This is a genomic window from Methylosinus sp. shoA (genome assembly GCF_059718125.1).
Genome location: NZ_AP046091.1, coordinates 1,510,481 through 1,528,837, shown reverse-complemented (window position 1 = coordinate 1,528,837; position 18,357 = coordinate 1,510,481). Strand labels below are relative to the sequence as shown.

The 18,357-nt window shown below is 59.4% G+C and carries 17 protein-coding genes and 2 pseudogenes; 2 read left to right on the top strand and 17 right to left on the bottom strand.

All coding sequences use genetic code 11. From position 1 onward, the window contains the following. Positions 1-7: 7 nt before the first annotated feature. The 4 genes from tnpB to AC6IW9_RS06920 form a co-directional block, all read right to left on the bottom strand. Positions 8-361, bottom strand: coding sequence for an IS66 family insertion sequence element accessory protein TnpB (tnpB, locus tag AC6IW9_RS06935; RefSeq protein ID WP_497763765.1), 354 nt, complete (start codon positions 359-361; stop codon positions 8-10). Continuing rightward, positions 358-765, bottom strand: a complete 408-nt coding sequence (tnpA, locus tag AC6IW9_RS06930; RefSeq protein ID WP_497763764.1) for an IS66-like element accessory protein TnpA — start codon at positions 763-765, stop codon at positions 358-360. Before tnpA ends, tnpB begins: the two co-directional genes overlap by 4 nt. A 444-nt stretch (positions 766-1,209) precedes the next feature. Continuing rightward, positions 1,210-2,235 (bottom strand): NAD-dependent epimerase, encoded by a 1,026-nt coding sequence (locus AC6IW9_RS06925; protein WP_497770657.1) that lies wholly within the window; start codon positions 2,233-2,235, stop codon positions 1,210-1,212. Beyond that, complete coding sequence (locus tag AC6IW9_RS06920) at positions 2,235-2,462, bottom strand: hypothetical protein (RefSeq protein ID WP_497770653.1); 228 nt, start codon at positions 2,460-2,462, stop codon at positions 2,235-2,237. Before AC6IW9_RS06920 ends, AC6IW9_RS06925 begins: the two co-directional genes overlap by 1 nt. A 226-nt stretch (positions 2,463-2,688) precedes the next feature. Between AC6IW9_RS06920 and AC6IW9_RS06915 the strand changes: the two are divergent. Continuing rightward, positions 2,689-3,099: pseudogene (locus tag AC6IW9_RS06915) on the top strand (IS701 family transposase); the annotation flags it as partial. Between the two features lie 568 nt (positions 3,100-3,667). Here the strand turns inward: AC6IW9_RS06915 and AC6IW9_RS06910 are convergent. Next, positions 3,668-4,855, bottom strand: a complete 1,188-nt coding sequence (locus AC6IW9_RS06910; RefSeq protein ID WP_497770649.1) for a glycosyltransferase family 4 protein — start codon at positions 4,853-4,855, stop codon at positions 3,668-3,670. 189 nt (positions 4,856-5,044) lie between these two features. Here AC6IW9_RS06910 and AC6IW9_RS06905 point away from each other — a divergent pair. Continuing rightward, a pseudogene (locus AC6IW9_RS06905) lies at positions 5,045-5,922 on the top strand (IS630 family transposase). Here AC6IW9_RS06905 and AC6IW9_RS06900 read toward each other — a convergent pair. The 12 genes from AC6IW9_RS06900 to AC6IW9_RS06845 form a co-directional block, all read right to left on the bottom strand. Continuing rightward, the gene (locus AC6IW9_RS06900; protein ID WP_497770645.1) at positions 5,907-7,013 is read right to left on the bottom strand and encodes an acyltransferase family protein; all 1,107 of its coding nucleotides are present in this window, start codon (positions 7,011-7,013) and stop codon (positions 5,907-5,909) included. The pseudogene AC6IW9_RS06905 and the gene AC6IW9_RS06900 sit on opposite strands and share 16 nt — an antisense overlap. Positions 7,014-7,111: 98 nt before the next feature. Further along, positions 7,112-8,188, bottom strand: a complete 1,077-nt coding sequence (locus AC6IW9_RS06895; protein ID WP_497770642.1) for an EpsG family protein — start codon at positions 8,186-8,188, stop codon at positions 7,112-7,114. 60 nt (positions 8,189-8,248) lie between these two features. Continuing rightward, entirely contained in the window at positions 8,249-9,109 is an 861-nt protein-coding gene (locus AC6IW9_RS06890) for a GNAT family N-acetyltransferase (protein WP_497770640.1), read from the bottom strand. A 110-nt stretch (positions 9,110-9,219) separates the two neighbouring features. Further along, on the bottom strand, positions 9,220-10,089 hold the full coding sequence (locus tag AC6IW9_RS06885) for a class I SAM-dependent methyltransferase (RefSeq protein ID WP_497770637.1): 870 nt from the start codon (positions 10,087-10,089) through the stop codon (positions 9,220-9,222). Between the two features lie 81 nt (positions 10,090-10,170). Continuing rightward, a complete protein-coding gene (locus tag AC6IW9_RS06880; RefSeq protein ID WP_497770635.1) occupies positions 10,171-10,980 on the bottom strand; it encodes a class I SAM-dependent methyltransferase in 810 nt (269 codons plus the stop codon). A 107-nt stretch (positions 10,981-11,087) separates the two neighbouring features. Beyond that, entirely contained in the window at positions 11,088-13,040 is a 1,953-nt protein-coding gene (asnB, locus tag AC6IW9_RS06875) for an asparagine synthase (glutamine-hydrolyzing) (RefSeq protein ID WP_497770632.1), read from the bottom strand. Between the two features lie 4 nt (positions 13,041-13,044). Beyond that, on the bottom strand, positions 13,045-14,154 hold the full coding sequence (locus tag AC6IW9_RS06870) for a glycosyltransferase (RefSeq protein ID WP_497770629.1): 1,110 nt from the start codon (positions 14,152-14,154) through the stop codon (positions 13,045-13,047). 227 nt (positions 14,155-14,381) lie between these two features. Next, positions 14,382-15,254 carry a polysaccharide deacetylase family protein gene (locus AC6IW9_RS06865; protein ID WP_497770626.1) on the bottom strand — a complete coding sequence of 291 codons (873 nt, stop codon included), beginning with the start codon at positions 15,252-15,254 and terminating at the stop codon, positions 14,382-14,384. Further along, a complete protein-coding gene (locus tag AC6IW9_RS06860) occupies positions 15,251-16,042 on the bottom strand; it encodes an NTP transferase domain-containing protein (protein ID WP_497772459.1) in 792 nt (263 codons plus the stop codon). The genes AC6IW9_RS06865 and AC6IW9_RS06860 overlap by 4 nt, the downstream gene beginning before the upstream one ends. Further along, positions 15,972-16,874 carry a glycosyltransferase gene (locus AC6IW9_RS06855; RefSeq protein ID WP_497770624.1) on the bottom strand — a complete coding sequence of 301 codons (903 nt, stop codon included), beginning with the start codon at positions 16,872-16,874 and terminating at the stop codon, positions 15,972-15,974. The genes AC6IW9_RS06860 and AC6IW9_RS06855 overlap by 71 nt, the downstream gene beginning before the upstream one ends. After that, a complete protein-coding gene (locus AC6IW9_RS06850) occupies positions 16,871-17,737 on the bottom strand; it encodes a class I SAM-dependent methyltransferase (protein ID WP_497770621.1) in 867 nt (288 codons plus the stop codon). Before AC6IW9_RS06850 ends, AC6IW9_RS06855 begins: the two co-directional genes overlap by 4 nt. Then, positions 17,727-18,350 carry an HAD family hydrolase gene (locus tag AC6IW9_RS06845; RefSeq protein ID WP_497770618.1) on the bottom strand — a complete coding sequence of 208 codons (624 nt, stop codon included), beginning with the start codon at positions 18,348-18,350 and terminating at the stop codon, positions 17,727-17,729. The genes AC6IW9_RS06850 and AC6IW9_RS06845 overlap by 11 nt, the downstream gene beginning before the upstream one ends. Positions 18,351-18,357 lie beyond the last annotated feature (7 nt).

The window sequence follows — 18,357 nt, the reverse complement described above, 5'->3', positions numbered from 1 at the left end:
GTTGCGATCAGTTCGCCGCGGTCGGCGTCGCCACGATCCGCTCGCCGACGCGCTTCCAGTTGAGCCCGTCGAATAGAGCTTCGAATTGCACCCGGCTCAATTGCAGGACGCCGTCGCTGATCTGCGGCCAAGAAAAGCGGCTATCGCCGAGACGCTTGTAGACGAGCACGAGTCCGGTTCCGTCCCACAGCAAAATCTTCAAGCGATCCATTCGCTTCGAGCGGAACACGACGATGAGCCCGGAATGCGGATCGAGTCCGAGCTTGTTTTGCACGAGAGCGGCCAGCGCGTCATGCCCGCAGCGGAAATCGACGGGACGCACGGCGAGCACGATCCGCAACCCTTGCGACGGAATGATCACGCGCCGCGCTCCAGCGCCGTCATGATCTCGGCGATGCGCGTCGACGCGGTGTCCTGATCCAGCCGTAACACGACCTTGCCGACGACGATCTCGATCTTCGCATCGCTCTCGTTACGAACGGAGGGCTGCTCGAGCTCGATCTCCACGAACTCCGCGGGACCGTCGGTCACCAGCGCGAGCCGCCCGGTGCGCGCCTGGCGGCGCCACTGCGTCAATTGCTGCGCGCATATCCGATATTTGCGGGCCACGTCGGCGACGCGCGCTCCAGGCGCGAGACTCTCTCGTACGATCCGGCCCTTCAGCTCCTTCGACCACAGCCGATTGCCCGAACGTGAACGACGAAAATCCACACGTCCGACAAATCCTGCGCCAAAAGCCGTTTCGATCGTCGCATTCTCGTTCATCTTCGGATCCTTCCAGAGACATGGCTGTCCCTCAGAAGAATCTCACATCCGAAAATCCTTCCGAACCCGAAGAATCAATGGGGTCGCAACGGCGCTTACGACCCAGCGGCGGTCCCGCAATGATCTCTTCGACCTCGATTCCGGGACCAACTGACAATTTGATTTTCTTTCGCATGCCCCTTACCTCTGCACGGAAGGCGCAACCTTGACAATCAGTTCCCCGGAAAGTGACAAAGACCCTTTTAAATGTCCAAACACGAAAGCCTCCCAGTAAATTCTCAAATAAGATGCCCAAACCCGCCACGAACTACGAATTTCCAACAATAAGATGTACCCTGACAGTCAGCCGCCCTCGAAATCAATCATCGCGCTATTCCGCCTGCTCTGCTGACTGCGAACATAGTCCATACCAACCCGCGTCAAAACATTCGCGACAAAGCCTCGTCACGTGCCGTAATATTCGAGATACCAATCGATGAAGCGAGAAACGCCGTCCCGCACTGAGGTTGCCGGCTTGTAGTCAACGGCCTTCACTAGCGCCGAAACGTCGGCGAAAGTGTCCGGCACGTCGCCCGGCTGCAGCGGCAGCAATTCCTTAATTGCCTTTTTGCCCAGCCGGTCCTCGATCGCTTCGACATATTGGCGCAGCGTCACCGGAGAATTATTACCGATGTTGAACACACGGAATGGTGCACTGGACGTCGCTGGATCTGGATCGTCACCGTTCCAATCCGGATTCGCCGAGGCAATGTTGTCGCTGGCTCGGATGACTCCCTCGACAATGTCACAGACATAGGTGAAGTCGCGCGTATGTTCACCCTGGTTGAAAAGCTGGATCGGCTCCCCTGCCAGGATGTGCTTGGTGAACAAAAACAGCGCCATGTCGGGCCGACCCCATGGGCCGTAAACGGTAAAGAAGCGAAGACCCGTGGTCGGCAGTCGGAATAGACTGCTATAAGCGTGTGCCATCAATTCGTTCGCTCGCTTGGTAGCGGCGTAGAATTGGAGCGGGTGGTCGGCGCCCTTGTGCTCCGTGAACGGCATATTGGTGTTCGCGCCATAGACGCTCGACGTCGACGCATAGGTGAGATGCTGGACGCCGTTGTGCCGGCACGCTTCAAGAATATTAGTGAAAGCGACGATGTTCGCCTCCACGTAATCTTCTGGATGGGTGATGCTGTGACGCACGCCCGCTTGAGCGGCGAGATGAATCACCCGATCAATGCGATGCCGCGCGAAGCATCCAGCGAGTGCATCCATGTCAGCGAGATTGGCGCGGATGAAGCTATAGGGCGCGGCACCGCTCTTGGACGCAATGCGTTCGAGGTCGGCAAGGCGCGCCTCCTTGAGGCATGGATCGTAATATGCGTTGACGCTGTCGAAGCCGACGACCTCGTCACCACGCGCAATTAGCGCTTTTGTAACGTGATATCCTATGAAGCCCGCGTTGCCAGTCACTAGTACCTTCACTAAAGCCTCCCATCGGTTTCATGGCTGTCGAACAGACCCTTCAGATCGAACAGGACCGCGCCGGGCATGCCGAGCTCGCGAAGTTTCGCGGTTCCGATTTCGGCGTAGTTGCTATGTGAGACGGCGACAACGATAGCGTCGTAAACGGGCTCATGCCGCAATCGTGCTAGCAGTTTGCGCCCATACCCGAGGCCGATAATGCCGATCGTTTCGTAGGTGACATCCATTTAAGGGCGAAGCCTCATGATTGAAAAGTGACGACAGTGGTAATCGTAGTCGTGCGGACCAATAGGATGCGGAATAGACTAGGTCGTGTGGACGAATTGAAAGCGGACGAATTTTCACGATTGAACGAAGCCGCTATCGCGACGGGAGCGGCGAAGTCGCGTGATTGGCCTCCTGTCTGAGAGGATTTGGGCGTTGCAACCCACCCTCAGACAGGAGGTTTCCAGATGGCCGAGATCAGCCCTCGCCGATCTCGCCGGCGGCGAATACACCGAGGCGCTCGACGGCCAGGTCTGGACGCGAGGACTGCTGATCCGTCGCAAGATCGTCGATGGCGATCTCGCCTTCTTCACGACATGGGCGCCGAGCGGAACGACGATCGAAGCGCTGGCGAAAGTCGAAGGCCATCGTTGGGCGATCGAGGACAGTTTCGAAACCACCAAGAACGAGCTCGGTCTCGATCACAACGAAACGCGCTCCTGGCATGGATGGCGACGTCATGTCTCGCTCGTCATGTTGGCTTTCGCCATGATGGCGACGATACGCGTTCACGCCAATGCATCGGCCGCGCCGCACCCAAAAAAGATCCGGCGAGCAATGACGACAAGAGCTGCGCGGCTTCGCTCGACGGCGAACTGATCCGCTGGTCGATGCAGGAAATCCGATGCATCGCCACGCGTCTCGCACGAAAACACATTCGTCCCGAGTTCGTCATCGCATGGTCGTTATGGCGACGAGCACATCAAGCCGAGGCGCGGCGCGCTCATCTCAAAAAGCAACTGGAATGATAGGAGCATAGCTGACCACCGATCTCACGTTTTGCTCCATCCTTTCGCATCCTAAGGAGACCTTTTAAACAAGCGTTCGAGCCGGCCGAACCCTTGTCCGAAGTGAGCGCAAGCTTTGAAGAGTGTCTTGGTGAAGAGCTTGGGCCGATCCTTGTCGTAGGCCTTGCGCGGGCACACGGGAGCGATGCCCCTTTTATGGCCGCCGCGCGGCACGCTTTGCTTGCATTTAGCCTTCGTCACATACGATCGGCGCGAGGATATATATATATCAAGTCCAATGTCGAGCACGGTTTCGAAATTGCGCACATCGGACGCCTCGCCACCGGTCGGATCGAAGGCGTTGATCGCGCCCGAAGGGTCGGCTTTCGCGTGGAATCACAAAAGTGCGCCCGCTTTCAACTCCTCCGCACGAGGTAGTGTCAGGATACGCCCTTCGGCGATGACGTGTTCGATCCGAACACCGACCAATCGGCTGTATTCGTCCTAAACTCTGCGTAAATGCGCAAGGTCTGAGCGATTACGATGCGTTCGTCATATTTGGCAAGCGCTTTGGCGCGCGCGGCCCGTCCGAGACGGCAGGCAAGCGCCGAATCGTCCTGCAGCCGCGCAATTGCGCGCGCCAAGGCCGACGGATCGCGGAGCGGGACCAGGAGTCCGTCGACACCATCTGTAATCACCTCCCTACAACCGGGCACGTCCGTGGCGACAAGAGCTCGAGCGCAGGCGCCGGCCTCAATCAGGCTTTTCGGCAGTCCCTCGCGATAGCTCGGTAGCACGACAATGTCGCACTGCGCATACAGCGCCGGCATGTCATCCACATGCCGAAGCCATTCGATAATCCCTTCCCCCTGCCAGCGCTCGATCACACTCTCGTAGATCGACGCGGGATTGCCGGGATCTGGGTCGCCGGCAAGAAGGAAACGCAGGCCTCTGCCCTCCGCTCGCAATAGCCGAGCCGCTTCGACATAATCGCCGACGCCTTTGTCCCAGAGCAAACGCGACGCGAGCAGAACACGCGGCGCAACGCAGTCGACCGACCAACCGTCACCGCGCGGCGGAGTGAAGCGGCGGCAATCCACGCCGGATCCGCGTACCAGTCTTATCTGCTCCACCGGCACGACCCGCTCGCAGACGAAGAAGTCCAAATCGTCTGGATTCTGAAGGACCAGCCGTGCACGTTTGCCGCAAAGCGCAATCCGCATCAACCACCGCACGAACGGTCGCAATAGTCGTGCTTCGATTCCGTTGCCGATGAACACATAGCCCATCCCGGTAATGGCATTGACGCGCGCAATGCCAGCCACGCGCGCCGCCAGCCCCCCATAGACGGCGCATTTGATCGTGAATGAATGGACGACATCTGGACGTTCGCGCAGGAGCAAGCGCCACAACCAGACGAGCAGGAAAACTTCGCGCAAGGGATTGAGGCTACGTCGACGCATCGGCGCAGCGATCCAGCGAAGACCAAGCGCCTCGAGCTTCTCACCATAAGGGCCGGGGGGAGACACCAACAGAACGTCGTTCCCCGCCTTCTTGATCGAGAGCGCGAGCGAGCGTCGGAAATTGTAGAGATACCAGTCGGTGTTTGCGAATAGGATCTTCTTCATGTCGACGTCCTCTCCGCTACGTTGCCCCATTGGATTGTCGCGATCCATCGTCCTCGACGTTCTCGATAATCGGCTTCTCGACCTTAGAGCGTTGTCCGAGCATGGCGATTCAATAAAGTGTGGCGGCTTTCCATATCTGAAGCGGAGCGCTGACCGGCATCGAGCGGCGCGAACGGCTGGGAGGGAATCATGGCTCTGTCGATGGATCTTCGCGAGAAGGTGATGAAGGCGATCCGGGGCGGGATGTCGCGCCGACAGGCGGCCGCACGGTTCGATATCGGTCCGGCGACCGCCGCTCGCAGCGTATCGAGGCGCACGCCGATATCATCCTCGCGCAGATAAAGAGCAAGCCCGACATGACGATCATGGAGTTGCGCGACAAGATCAGGGAGCGCCACGGGCTCGCCGTCGGCTATGGCACGGTGTGGCGGTTCCTCGCGCGCCATGGGATCACGCGCAAGAAGAAGACGGGCCATGCCTCGGAACAAGACAGGGAGGACGTCGCCGAGGCCCGAGAGGACTGGTTCGAAGGCGAGCTCGATCTCGATCCGGAAAAGCTGGTGTTCATCGATGAAACCAGCGTCTCGACGAATATGGCGCGGCGCTTCGGCCGCGCGCCGCGCGGCGAGCGTTGCTGGGCGTCGGTTCCATTCGGGCATTGGGAGACGACGACGCTGATCGCGGGGCTGCGCGTCGATCGCATCGACGCGCCGATGACGATCGACGGCGCGCTCGATGGCCCCTCGTTCCTGGCCTATGTCGAGCAGGTTCTGGCGCCGACGCTCCGCGCGGGAGAGATCGTCGTGCTGGACAATGTGAGCATCCACAAGATCGTGGGCGTGCGGGAGGCGATCGAAGCGAAAGGCGCGAAGGTTCTTTATCTTCCGCCTTATCCGCCGGACTTCAACCCGATCGAAAAATCCTTCTCGAAGATCAAGTCGGTTCTCCAGCGCATCGCGGCGCGCACCGCCGATGCGCTCGACGCCGCTGTCGCCCAGGCCCTGCGAAGCGTCACGCCGAGTGAATGCGCGAATTACTTTGCCGCATCCGGCTATGATGCAGCTTGATCGGATTCCGCTCTAGCGGCGTCTTCCGAAGGCCCGCGCATGCGCACGTCAATCCGCCTGCTTGGAAAGAAGCCCGCCCGCAGCAATATCCTGCTCGGCCTCTCGACGATGACAAAAGTCACGCTGGCGACGAGAATCACAATCGAAACGAACGCCAGTGCGGAGACGCACACATGGCCGTTTGCGAGGCCGCCGCTTCGTTTAGCGACAGCTGTGAAGAGAATCAAAAGCGGAACATGCGTGAGATAGACACTGAAGGAGATCCGTCCCAGCCACACCATCGGCGCCGACGACATCAACCAGAACGCAGAGTTGCGTCGGCCGGCATCGGCGAGCGCTATGATCAAAAGAGCGGCGGGAAAGACAGCCAGCCAATACTGACCCAACGCGCAAAGAAGCAATATGGCGGCGCCAATTGCGGTGGGCGAACAAATTCCGGCGTTCCAACCTCCCAGTCGCAGCATCGCCCCAGCGCAAAATCCAAGGAGTCCGCGCAACATGGCGCCGACTCCTGTGATCGAAAAGCCAATGAGGCTCAACGTCGCCGAATCGGCGAGAAGACACGCCGCCGTAACCGCCCACCGACATGCTCCCGTCTTCGGTAGAAGCGCAAAAAGCATCGGAAACGCTAGATAGATTCCAAACTCCACACTCAGCGACCAGGTGGGATTGTTCCAGGATGGCGGCAAACCAAACCACGTATTCGTCAAGGTCAGGGCGAACACGAATGTCTCGGCGGAGAAATATTTCTCGTCGCGCGGCGTCACTCCCAGTCGCGCTATCACTGTAACGCCAGCGGCCATAGCGAGCATGACGACGACATGGAGTGGAAAAATGCGGGCGCATCGCCTCCCGACGAAGCTTAGATAGCCCCGCCGCTCGTAGCTCATCGTGATGACATAGCCGCTCAACATAAAAAAAATGTCGACGGCAAATTGTCCTCCTCGGGTCAAATTAGCGAGCGCGCCGTTCGGCCCGTCGGTGAGACCTGACACCTCGAAGCTCCCGACCAGATGGTAGACGACCACCCATAATGCCGCGATTCCACGCAGCGACGTCAAAGGACGTATCTCGGTCGGGCATTCATTCATTCGCAGTGCTCCGCTGAAATTCCCACGGATTTTCCGGAATATGTCTCCGGTTGCAGCAGAGCGGTCGCGCCGAGAAGCGTTTTGGGAACCGCCGCCGATCAGAACGAAAGTCCAATCAAGCAGTCGCTGTCGAAGAGCGAATAAGGAACCCAAGCAATGGCGTTGTCGGCGAAATTCAACCAGACGATCATGACCAAGGCGGAATAAACCACGACGCCGATGGTCACCGCTCTACGGCTCTTGCGCGTGTGGCCGAAAGCAAATGGCAGGCGCCCCAGTACGAAGAGTTGAACAGGTATGATGTAGAGCGCCATCCGGTCGACCACCGTCGAAGAGGGAGACAGGAAAAAGAATACCACGAACAGCATCGCGGCGATCGACATTACGTTCGCGAAAAGGCGCTCATCATCGTCTAAATCAAATGTCCTTCTGAAAGCCAGATAGATAAAAGCGGGTATCGCGTTCATAAGGAGCCGTGTTTCCGTTCCGTTCGACGAGTAGCTCTTGGCGAAGTACCCGGTCACGGCAGCGTCCACCTTGTCCTGTAGAACGTAGACAAAGGCCGCTACGAAAATCGGTCCACAGATGCCTAGCACCCAAACTTTGTTGATGCGCGAGCCGACGAGAAGCAAGGGCATCAGCACGAGCGAGGTGACGTGCATCGATGTCGCCAACAAGATGCCGCCTACGAACTGTCCCAACGCCTTATGCCGTAAAGCGACTATGGCAAGCAAAACAAAGCCGATCGCCACCGCCTGCCGATCGTAACCCATCGCGACGACGATGACGAGGTAAGGAATTGCGACTGTCATCGCCAGCCAAGGATGCGCCTCGATAAGGCAGAACTTGGCCAGCCCGAAGGCGAACAATGCTCCACCGACGAGATGCAGGAGCCAAACATTCATGCCTGAATTGGCGGTAAACCACATCAAGGCGCCATAGCCGGGGTCGATCAATTGCATGAAGTCCTGAAGGCTCAAATGGCTATATGTAATCATCCGCCGAATGTCCCAACTCCAGTCGCCGCCCACTCGCCAACGAAAGCCGATCATCAACGCGACCAAACCCGCATACAGCCAAAAATACACCAAGCCGCTTCCGGAGCGAACCCTTTCGGGCGGCATGCTCGCGGCAAAGGAGGCCGCGATGGCGAAGAGAAGAAAATAAGGAATCATATGACGGCTGCGAACTCGCGTGACGGCCGAAGGATTATGGGCGCCGGTTCTATGATGGGTTCAATGCGAGGACGAAAGGCGCCGCCTCGTAAACATTTCGAGTTGCTTCGTGGCGGCCCGATAATGGGTTCTCACGCCGATCACCGCGCCGACGAGGGGCGGACGCAACAAATACTCGCAGCCGAGTGATACGAAGCGTCCGCCAAAGCCTTTCTTGAAGCGATAAATGCCGTCGTCTACACTCGAAGGCGCGCCACCGAAATCATACCAGCGCACGCCGCGCGATCGCAGCTCACGCATAATTTCAAAATGCAGCATCTGACCCGCTCCGTCGTTGCCCCTGTCGCCGCCGACGCCAATCATGAAAATCGCTCTATGGTCCGCGCGGTAGACGCTGGCGACCGCACGTGTCCTTTCGCCATTGACGGCGCGAAACAGCACCAGATCGCCGTTGTCGAACATTTTACGGACGACGTCGTCCCCCGGCCGTGTCAACGCTCTCTCCCGCGCCATGTTCGTGAAACTCTTCATGAAGCCCGCGAAACTTTCCGGAGAGGGATCATTTTCAACGAGAACGCGAACGCCGGCTTCGTGGGCTCTGCGCAATTTGCGACGATAGTCGGCGCTCATCGCGGCCTTCAGAGCTTCATCGTCGTAGGTAAGATCGAAGACGAAGGTCGCGATGTTGAGCATACGCTCGCAGTCCTTCACCCGCCGCCACGCCCGGCCGACGATCCGCCGCGATTCCTGTCCGGCGTCGCAAAAATCATGGAGGATGAGTTCTGTCGTCGCGTTGGGCAATCTCAAGAGTGCGAGCTTTTGCTCGATTCGTTCGTCGGCGACCCCAGCGGCGAGAATCATGCAACGCCGAATCGATCCGCGCTGCTGCGCGATAATCTGCAGCCCGTCCTCGACGACCACATTCTTCCAACCGAAATATTTCCGCTGAGGCGAGTCGCTCGAAAAAGCGAGATGCTCGTATTTGCGCGCGGTCAGCGGCGCGACGTCGAGCGGCTTGAGCTTTGGTTCGGTCATGGCGCTTTGATCCCAACCGCGCACCAGAACGGAGCCGAGTCGGAAAAGGCGATATCACAACATCCAGAACGTTCCATCATCGCCCTTATTTCGTGACGGGTGAACCGGCTTTCGATCGGCGTGCCGAAGCGGTCGCGGCTATCCGTGCGCATCGTGTAGAAGCTCGCGTCGGAGTAGAATCGAAGAGGAAAATTGCGCGTGTCGACACCTAGCCACCGGCAGAGGCCGGCAAAGCGGGCGAGTGGCAGATAGACGATCAGCGCGAGGGCGTCGGTAACTAGACCTTTTGCACGCGGAGGCAACCGGCAGACGACCTGACGCAGCATCTCGCTCGCGCGCCACAGCACCCTGAACCAGAGCGGCCGGTTGTCGAAGCGGTAATAGAGATACAGCAAAAACGGCGCGCCCGGCTTGAGAAGCGCGACGCAGGCCCGTAGCGCGGACTCCGTATCTGGAAGGTGGTGTAGAACGCCGAGCGAATATCCGAAATCCTGACTTCCGTTCGCAAGAGCGACGTCGTCGACGGATGCGTGCATGAATCGTACATTGTCATCTGACGCGAGCGCCTCGCGCGCGACCGCGAGCGCCTCGGCGGATGCGTCGATGCAGGTCAGGCTGCCGACGCGCGGCGCCACCAACTTTGCCCAGCGTCCGGATCCGCAGCCCATGTCGAAGCCTACGGCGTCGGCAGGAATCGCGCGCCAAGGAAATATCCGAAAATAGCAGTCGAATAGGCGGCTCAACTCGTCCTGCGACAAAGCCGATTGATCAAACCTCGACCACTCGTCACTGAAGGACGCGACTGTCGCCGGATCTAGATTTCGATCTTCCCCGACACCGCGATGCTCGCTCCTCGTCATCGTCATACTAGGCTCCTGTCGATGAAGTGGCGCAGCCGTCGAAGGTTCGAGACGTTACAGGCCACAGCCGCTATCGTTGGCCTCGTCCTACGGCAGTCGAAAGACCGCGCGAAAGCGATTGCCGAAGGTCGCACCGAATATGCGTCTGCCGCCGAGAGCGCGTGCAGTGGCGGCGACTGCGCGCTTCACGGCGCCGCCATCAGCATAAGGCCAACCCGATTCTTCGACCTGCCAGTGGATCCGTTGCAGGCACGGTTGAACGCGGAAGAAAAATGCCAGCTGGCGTTCCGCGTCGATGCGAAAGAGATGCGTTGGCTTGCCGGAGCCGATCTGATGCGGGACGAAGCGCCGCTTGACCGCACCGAAAAGCTTTGCCGACCAATATACAGGGCTTGGATTGTTTTCCAGCGGCCCTTCTGCGAACAGCAACCCACCCGGCCTGACATGTCGAAGGAGATCCATCAGCGTCAACGCCGGGTGCGGGAGATGCTCGAGCACATCGCCGAGGTGAATGGCGTCGTAGACAAAGCCATTGCGCGCCGCACGAAACTGCGCCGTAGAATAAACGCTGTAGCCGGTTTTGGAAGCTGCGGAAGCGACCGCATCTTCGTCGAACTCGACGCCGGTCGGCGTAAGACCTTCAGCCGCGAGCGCATCGAGGAATGCTCCAAGACCGCAGCCATAGTCGAGAACCGTCGCTCGCTCGGGAAGAAATTGCCGTAAGAGGCGCGCCGAGGCGACATAGCGCTCGACTGGGCGACCGGCGTAATGAAGATCGTGATAAGAGGATTTGGCGTAGATATACTCGAACGTGCGTTCGTCGGGAACGGGGTCGACGAACACGCTCCCGCAGGCGCCGCAGGCAACATAGTCGAACGTCGCCTCGTTGAAGCGCACCGCGTATGGAAAGGCGACAGACGCGGCTCCACCGCCGCAGATTGGACACGGCCTTCGGATTGCCGTAGCGCGCGATCGCGCACCGTCCCGATCCTGCACAGACCACCTCATTGCTCGTCCAACCACGCCTGAAACATCACGATGTTCCACAGGCGCCCCGACCAGTCACGCCGCCCGGCAAGGTGTTCGCGCCACAGCGTGCGCACACTCTCGGCGTCGAGAAAGCCGTCGCCGCGCAGACGCGCATCGGCGACCAAAGGCTCGGCCCAGTCGCGCAGAGGCCCGCGTAGCCATTGCGCAAGCGGAACGGCGAAGCCCGCCTTGGGGCGTTCGACGAGCTCTGGTGGCAAGCGACGGTAGAGCAATTGACGTAACGCCCATTTTCCCTGCTGGCCGCGTATCTTGGCGGATAGAGGCAGGCGCCACGCCACTTCCATAACTCGATGATCGAGGAAGGGAATGCGCGTTTCGAGGCCGACCGCCATCGCCGCACGATCGACCTTGGTCAATATGTCGTCTGGGAGATAGGTCGCCGTGTCGAGCAGCATCATGCGATCTGCGGCTTCGCCACCGATTTCGGCGATCGCCATGGCGTCGAGCTTCGTCGGCATTGACGGCGCATCGAGCACCGGAACCGATTCCGCATTCCACTGCGACACGACAGCCCGATAGAGGTCCATAATGCTCGAGGCGGTGGCGAGTGGCGACGCGAGCTTATGAGCCTTTTGCCCGAGCATGGAAAAGCGTCGGTCGAGCAACGGCAGCCCACCGATCCGATTCCATCCCTCGACCGGAACCGCGCACAGCGCAGCGGCGAGGGCGCGGCGTCCCCATACCGGCGCCCAGCCGACGTCACGCCAGAACCGTGGACCCCAGACATAGCGGTTGTAGCCTCCCAGCAATTCGTCGCCGCCATCGCCGGACAGCGCCACGCTGACCGACATTCGAGCGACGGCGCAGATGACGCTCATCGCGATCTGGGAACTGTCGCCGAAAGGTTCGTCGTAGCTCGTCGGCAACCTCGGAATGACCTCGCGCATGCGCGCGGACGACACTCGGATCTCGCTATGTCGTGTTCCTAGGCGTTGCGCTACCGCCGCAGCGTGCGGGGCTTCGTCGAACTGGGCTTCATCGAAGCCGACAGTGAACGTCTCGATCGGCCGGGGCGATTGTTCCTGCGCGAGCGCTACGATGATCGACGAATCGATCCCTCCCGAAAGAAAAGCCCCGACCGGAACGTCGGCATTCATCTGTAGCGCCACCGCCTCGCGAAGCGCGCTCTCCAGTCGCTCCAGCCCTTCTCTTTCGTCGCATATCGGGGCGCTCATGCCTGCCCGCGCTACATCGGAGATGCAGTAGTAGATGGCCGATGTAGGCTCGCGGCGTACGAGGGCCTCTGCATCGACCGAGAACGTCATGCCGGGTTCGAGCTTGAAAACGTTTTGATAGATCGAATAGGGCGCCGGCACGTAAGAATAGCGCAAGAACAAGGAAAGCGCGCCACGGTCTATCGAATTGGCGAAGCCCGGATGAGCGCGGAGCGCTTTTAGCTCCGATCCGAAAACAAAAGCACGTTCGCCGCCGCCACCGATCCAGCCGAAATAGAGCGGCTTTTCCCCAAATCGATCGCGCGCGAGCGTAAGACGGTGCGCGCGGGTCTCCCAAAGTGCGATCGCGAACATACCGACGGATTTTTCGAGCGTGCGCGTCAAGCCCCAATGCACGATACCGGCCAGCAAAGTCTCCGTGTCCGAGGTTCCCCTCCACCGAGGCGCAGCCTCGGCCTCCTCGAGCTCCGCCCGCAATGCACGATGGTTGTAGATTTCGCCGTTGAACGCGATCACATATCGGCCGCATGGAGAACGCATCGGTTGGGCGCCGCGTTCGGAAAGGTCTAAAATGGCCAGACGCCGATGACCGATAGCGAAGCCGGCCGCCGCGTCGCTCCAAACGCCGTCGCCGTCCGGGCCGCGATGGCGTAATGTCGCGATCATCGCCTCGACATTCGCGCAGCTGTCGCCGCGCCGATCGATGCTCCAGGCCCCCGCGAGTCCGCACATGGCGTCAGACTTCGCCACAAGCGAGGCCCGCGGCATTCTGCAGCTTCGCGAGCCGTAAATATTGCTCGCCAATTCGTTCGACACCAAAGCAACTCGCACGCCGTCGCAGCGCGTCGTGATCATGTTCGGTGTCGAGCGCCTCCACCATCGACATCGCCAGCGCCCCGGCGTCCCCGACCGGCACGAGCCGGCCATAGCGTCCATTGTCGAGAACTTCGCTCGGGCCGCTCGGACAGTCTGTTGACACGACCGGCAGACCAAAGGCTAGAGCCTCGACGATCACATTACAAAATCCTTCGTAATCGGACGAGAGCACGAAGAGATCGGCCGACTGGTAATAGGGTCTCGGGTCAGTCACGTCACCAGGCGTGAGCACCTTGTCCGCTATCCCTTCTACCGAAGCGACGGTGCGCGTCTCGTCGAGCAATTGGCCTGTCCCGACGATCATCAGCCGCGCGTCGCGCACAGCAAGCAGTCGTTTAAACGAGCGGATGAGGAGCGCGTGGTTTTTTTGTGATTTGAACCGTCCGACGTTGAGTATGCGCGGACCCTCCCAGCCTCCCCAGGCGGCTTCCGCGACGCCTGTGTCGGGCGTCTGGTCGAGCGCGAGCGCCAGCGGATTATGAATGACCTCGAAGCACGCCCGCGGCAAGCCGGCAAGCCGGGCGACATCGTCTACGACCCCCCGAGAAGGGCCGATGCACGCGTCGGCCCGCTGATAGGAGGCGGCAATGCTGGCCTTCAAAGCCAGCCTATGCAGAAAGCCAGAGCCGCTGTATTGGATCGACAGCATATTGTGATCGGAGACGATCATGCGCGCCTTTGAGCCCGCGAGGCGATGCGCCAGAATGCCGATGGACGTGAGCGGCCACATGGAGGCCTGGAAGGCGTCCGGTTTCTCTTCCTTCAAATAGCGCACGAGCGGCCCAATCGAGCTACGTAGCCTTCGTGCATTCAAATTGATGACGCGCACGCCTTCCGGCACGATCGCCGCGACATCGTTGCGCTCGTCAACGAGAAGCAAGTCGACCCCAAATCCTGCCTGCACGAAATAGCGATCTAATCTCAAGCGAACACTTTCGACCCCACCGAGTGGGACGAGGCTATGCAGCAAAGTCGTGATGAGAGGTCTGTTCACGGGGCGTTTCCATCGATGCCTAGAGCGCTGTCCGATCCGATTAGCTCGCGTAGCGCTCTAGCGTTCTTTCTAAGGAGCACATTCAGATCGATCGAACGATTCCATTCGATCGGAAAACCCATTGCTCGCATCATCGGGCCGCCGATGCCTATCTGAGCACTTCCGTAAATCCCACGCGCGATGCCGCGAGCGTACGAAGCGCCTCAACCGCGCATCGGCAAAAGCGAAGACCGCATTCGGCGCAGGAGATCGAGCGATCCAGACATTGCCGCTCGGAGATGCAACGAGTCGATCGCTTCGTTGCGGTGCATGATCCTGTCGATCGGAGTGTTGAAGCCGAAGCTCGTCGTAAAGACCCTTTTGAATGTCCGCGCCAAAGCCTCCGGCTGTCCGGGATGATGACGACCCCAGGGAAAAGCGAACATCTTCATCTCCATCTTCAGCATTTCAGCCAGGCGGTCATTGGCGGCCACCGCCTGTTCGAGTCCTTCTCTGAAAGACAAGACTGAGAAGTCGTCATGGTTGGCGCTATGCGACCCAAAGCTCATCCCGGCAGCCGCCATCTGTCGTATCTGCGCGACGTCGATCGTACGATAGATATGCTTTTGCCGATCGATCCCTATTGACGAGGCTCTCTTCGCGTAGCGATCAGCGAGGCCCGGCCGAGCGCCTCGTTCGACGCAATCGCCGATAACGAAAAATGTAGCCTTCATGCCATGCTTGATGAGCAGCGGGAACGCGAACTCGTAATTATTGACAAACCCATCGTCGAACGTCAGCAAAACATTGATACGATCGCGCCTCGATCCGACAATCTCTCCAGACTGAGTAAGCGAGACCGGATTGTAGAACCGCTTGATTGCGACGAGCTGTCTCTCGAAAGCAATAGGTGAAAGCGCGAACGGAAAGGCGTCCGTTTGTGGCAACACGTTATGGTAGATAATCGTTTTCACGCGGCCGCGATGCGCCGCGGCGTATATCGCATTGACGCCACTCGCGGCGAGAAGAGCAAACAACGAGCGCTTGCATGCATTCCTCATCGCTCCTCCGGTTTCCATCACAGGACCACCGCTCAAACGAAGCGCTCCAGATCCTGCAATCGATTGAGCGACACGATCTCTGTATCGTCGGCGATCGGAAGCGCCTCCACTTTCAGACCGCTCTCGACGAGATGACGAATGATATAGAGGAAGCCATGCTCGCCGGTCGACCTACCCCATTTATCCGGAAAGTCGCGCGCCAGCATGTCGAGGACGGCGTGCTTACGAAAGATGAAGAGCCCTACGTCCCTTTCTCCGCGCGAAGGAGGAACATTGCCATCCTCACGGGTCTCCACGACGCCTAAGACGCGTCCGCAGTCGTCGCGCGCTACGACTGTATAAGGATGATCGACGACGCGCGTCACAAAAGTAAAGTCGTTGTCGCTTGCCCGGTGCGCAAGAACCATCGTCGCGATTGTCGACGTCCGGATGAACGGCACATCCCCCCAGATCAGGAGAACATGATCAGCTGCGTAGTACGCAGGCGAGTCGACGAAGCGCATCACCGCATCGCCCATGCCGCGTGGCTCGTGCTGCGTCACGAGATGAGCGTCGAGCCCTTCGTGAAGGAGGCGTTTCCGAATGGGCTCTTCGCCGCTCGGGCTGACGACGACGGTCGGACGCGCATCATGCGCCTTGAGCTGCTCGAATATTCGAACGAGAATCGGCTTTCCGCCAATTTCGAACAGAGTCTTCGGATAAGGCAGTCCGGCGCGCGAACCGCGTCCAGCCGCCGCAATGAGGGCGCTCACGTCAGGCAAGGAAGTCTTTTCCGATTTGGCCGCGCAACCCACGAAGGATCGCACGATAGAAAATTGGCGCATTTGCACCCAAGAGAAAGGAGAGTGCGGTGAGCGGGCCGTTTCGAAGCGCGGTTCTAGCGAGCACCGCGACCACGATCGACAGATGGCGAACGAGGACAAAATTGCAATAGCGCGCATTCACGATCAAGCTATTTTTCGTATAGTAATATACTTTGAACGCCGAATACGGCCGCTTCCCGACATCTGGATGAAAATGCGCGGCGTCGAGCACCGAGACGACGTCACCAGCCGCGCGGAGTCGAAAGAAGTAGTCGATCTCATCGCCATAGATGAAATATTCTGGATTGACGTTTCCAATTTGGCGCGCCGATTCGACACGCAAGAGTGCACCGTTGAACAGATGCGCGAAAGGAAAGGTCCCACCATGCGTTCGAGCCCGGAGCGCGGCGACGGTCCGCAGCTTGCGTGGAACGGCAAATATCGCAGGTTGCCCAGCCGAGTCGAGCATCGGCATCGGAAACACCAAATGCGTAGGCTGGTCTTCGCGCAGGACGAGAGATGATGCGCAGGAGATGTTCCCGGTCATCGCCCGCTCCAGCGCCTCTAGCGCATTCGCATGTGGAAAGCCATCGTCGTCCATGAGCCAGACCGCATCGAAGCGCTCGTCCATCGCATATTGGATGCAACGCCGCCATCCACCAGCCGAGCCAGAATTCTCTTGCGTGATCACTTTGACGCAGCGATCGCGCAGCATTTCTTCTGTGCCGTCGCTGCTCGAGTTATTGATGACGACGATCACATCCGGCTGCCTTGTCTGCTTCTGCAGATGATCGAGGCATCGGGCGAGCAGCAAGCGCCGATTGAACGTCACGATCGCGGCGAGAATTCTCATATCGCGGAACCCGTGAGCGCTCTTTCGACATCGATTCTGCATTCGCATCGACGCTTCAACGCGTAATGGCCGCTCCCCGTTGTCAATCCAATGAGCAGATGCATGTTCCGTAACAGGGTCCACCATTTTTTGCGGCGCAGTCGGAACCGAGCCAATCCGTCTGCGAGCTCCACTCGAACCCGCGGCGACCCTTTCGATGCATCTTCGTGGGTCCACATAGGCGCGTAGAACGGCTGGCTCACGTCGATATCATCTCTGTCGCAAACCTTGCGCGCCGCGCTCAGAAGAATGAGCGGCTCCAACGACACGACTTCGACTCGAACTCCCGGGCGAGCCCTGGGCATTTTGAACCATGCCGTCGGATCGAGACATGAGGCGTAATAGACTTCCGCGTCGCAAAATCCGTTTCGTTCGCTGTAGAGGCTGTAGAGGAGATCAGAGCAGAACTGCCAAAATCCATGTCCATTGAGATTGTTCACCGGAAGGAAATGGAGAATACGGCCGCCGATTTCACAAAGTCCGATGAGGTTTTTGAACGCCGTGGCCGTATCATATATGTGCTCCAGAGAGCCGGAATCGATGATCGTGTCGAAACGCCTATCCAGTTGAAGAGGCCGACCGAGATCGGCGATCAGGGTCGCCTCCTCGTAGTCTGAGCAATCGACCGAGTCGACGCTCTTTGCGCCCAACGCCAATAATGACGGTTCGCAATATTTCGAGGGCTCGACAGCTACGCCGAGCCTTTCGAACAGAAAGCGCGAATCGACGTCGTTCGATTGCCGTCCTACCGTCAAAACGCGCCCGAGGGGCGCGCGCGCTGATTGAAATTTGATGAAATTGAAGGCGTGCGGATCAATTCCCATAGGTGAGCCTCGAACATTCGAGCGCTTCGCGCCAGTCTAGCTTCGTCACATCGACATAGGCCAGCCCGGCGGCGGCAGCCGCGTGAAATCCAGCCGGCGAATCCTCGAACACCAGCGCGTCCGCGGCCATCGATCGCGTCGCGTCGAGCGCCGCGAAAAAGCCGTCCGGCGCGGGTTTGGCGCGGCTCACATCCTCAGCGCAAATGAGCGGATCAAACCAGCCGAAGTGTCCGAGCTTCGCCAGAGCCGCCTCGACCGTCGCGCGCGAGCCGGAGGTGACCATTGCAAGGCGGAAGCGCGGCCGCGCCCATCCGAGAAAGGCGTCGACGCCCGGCTTTGGTTGGAGCTCATGTGCTATGGACCTGCGTGCGCGGTCTTGCTTTTCGGCGATAAGCGCCGGCAGATCGACGGCCTGTGGAGAGAGGCCGGCCGCCTGCAGGCAAAGTTCGATCGCATCGTTCGTTCTGAGCCCGGCGATGGATGGATAGTTCACCGTGATCCCGAGGGGCGCGAGCGTTTGCAGGAAGGCCTGAGCATGCAGCGGCGCCGTGTCCGCGACCGTGCCATCGAAATCGAAAATGAGCGTGCGCTTACCCGCCAGGAGAGCGCGCAAACCTACA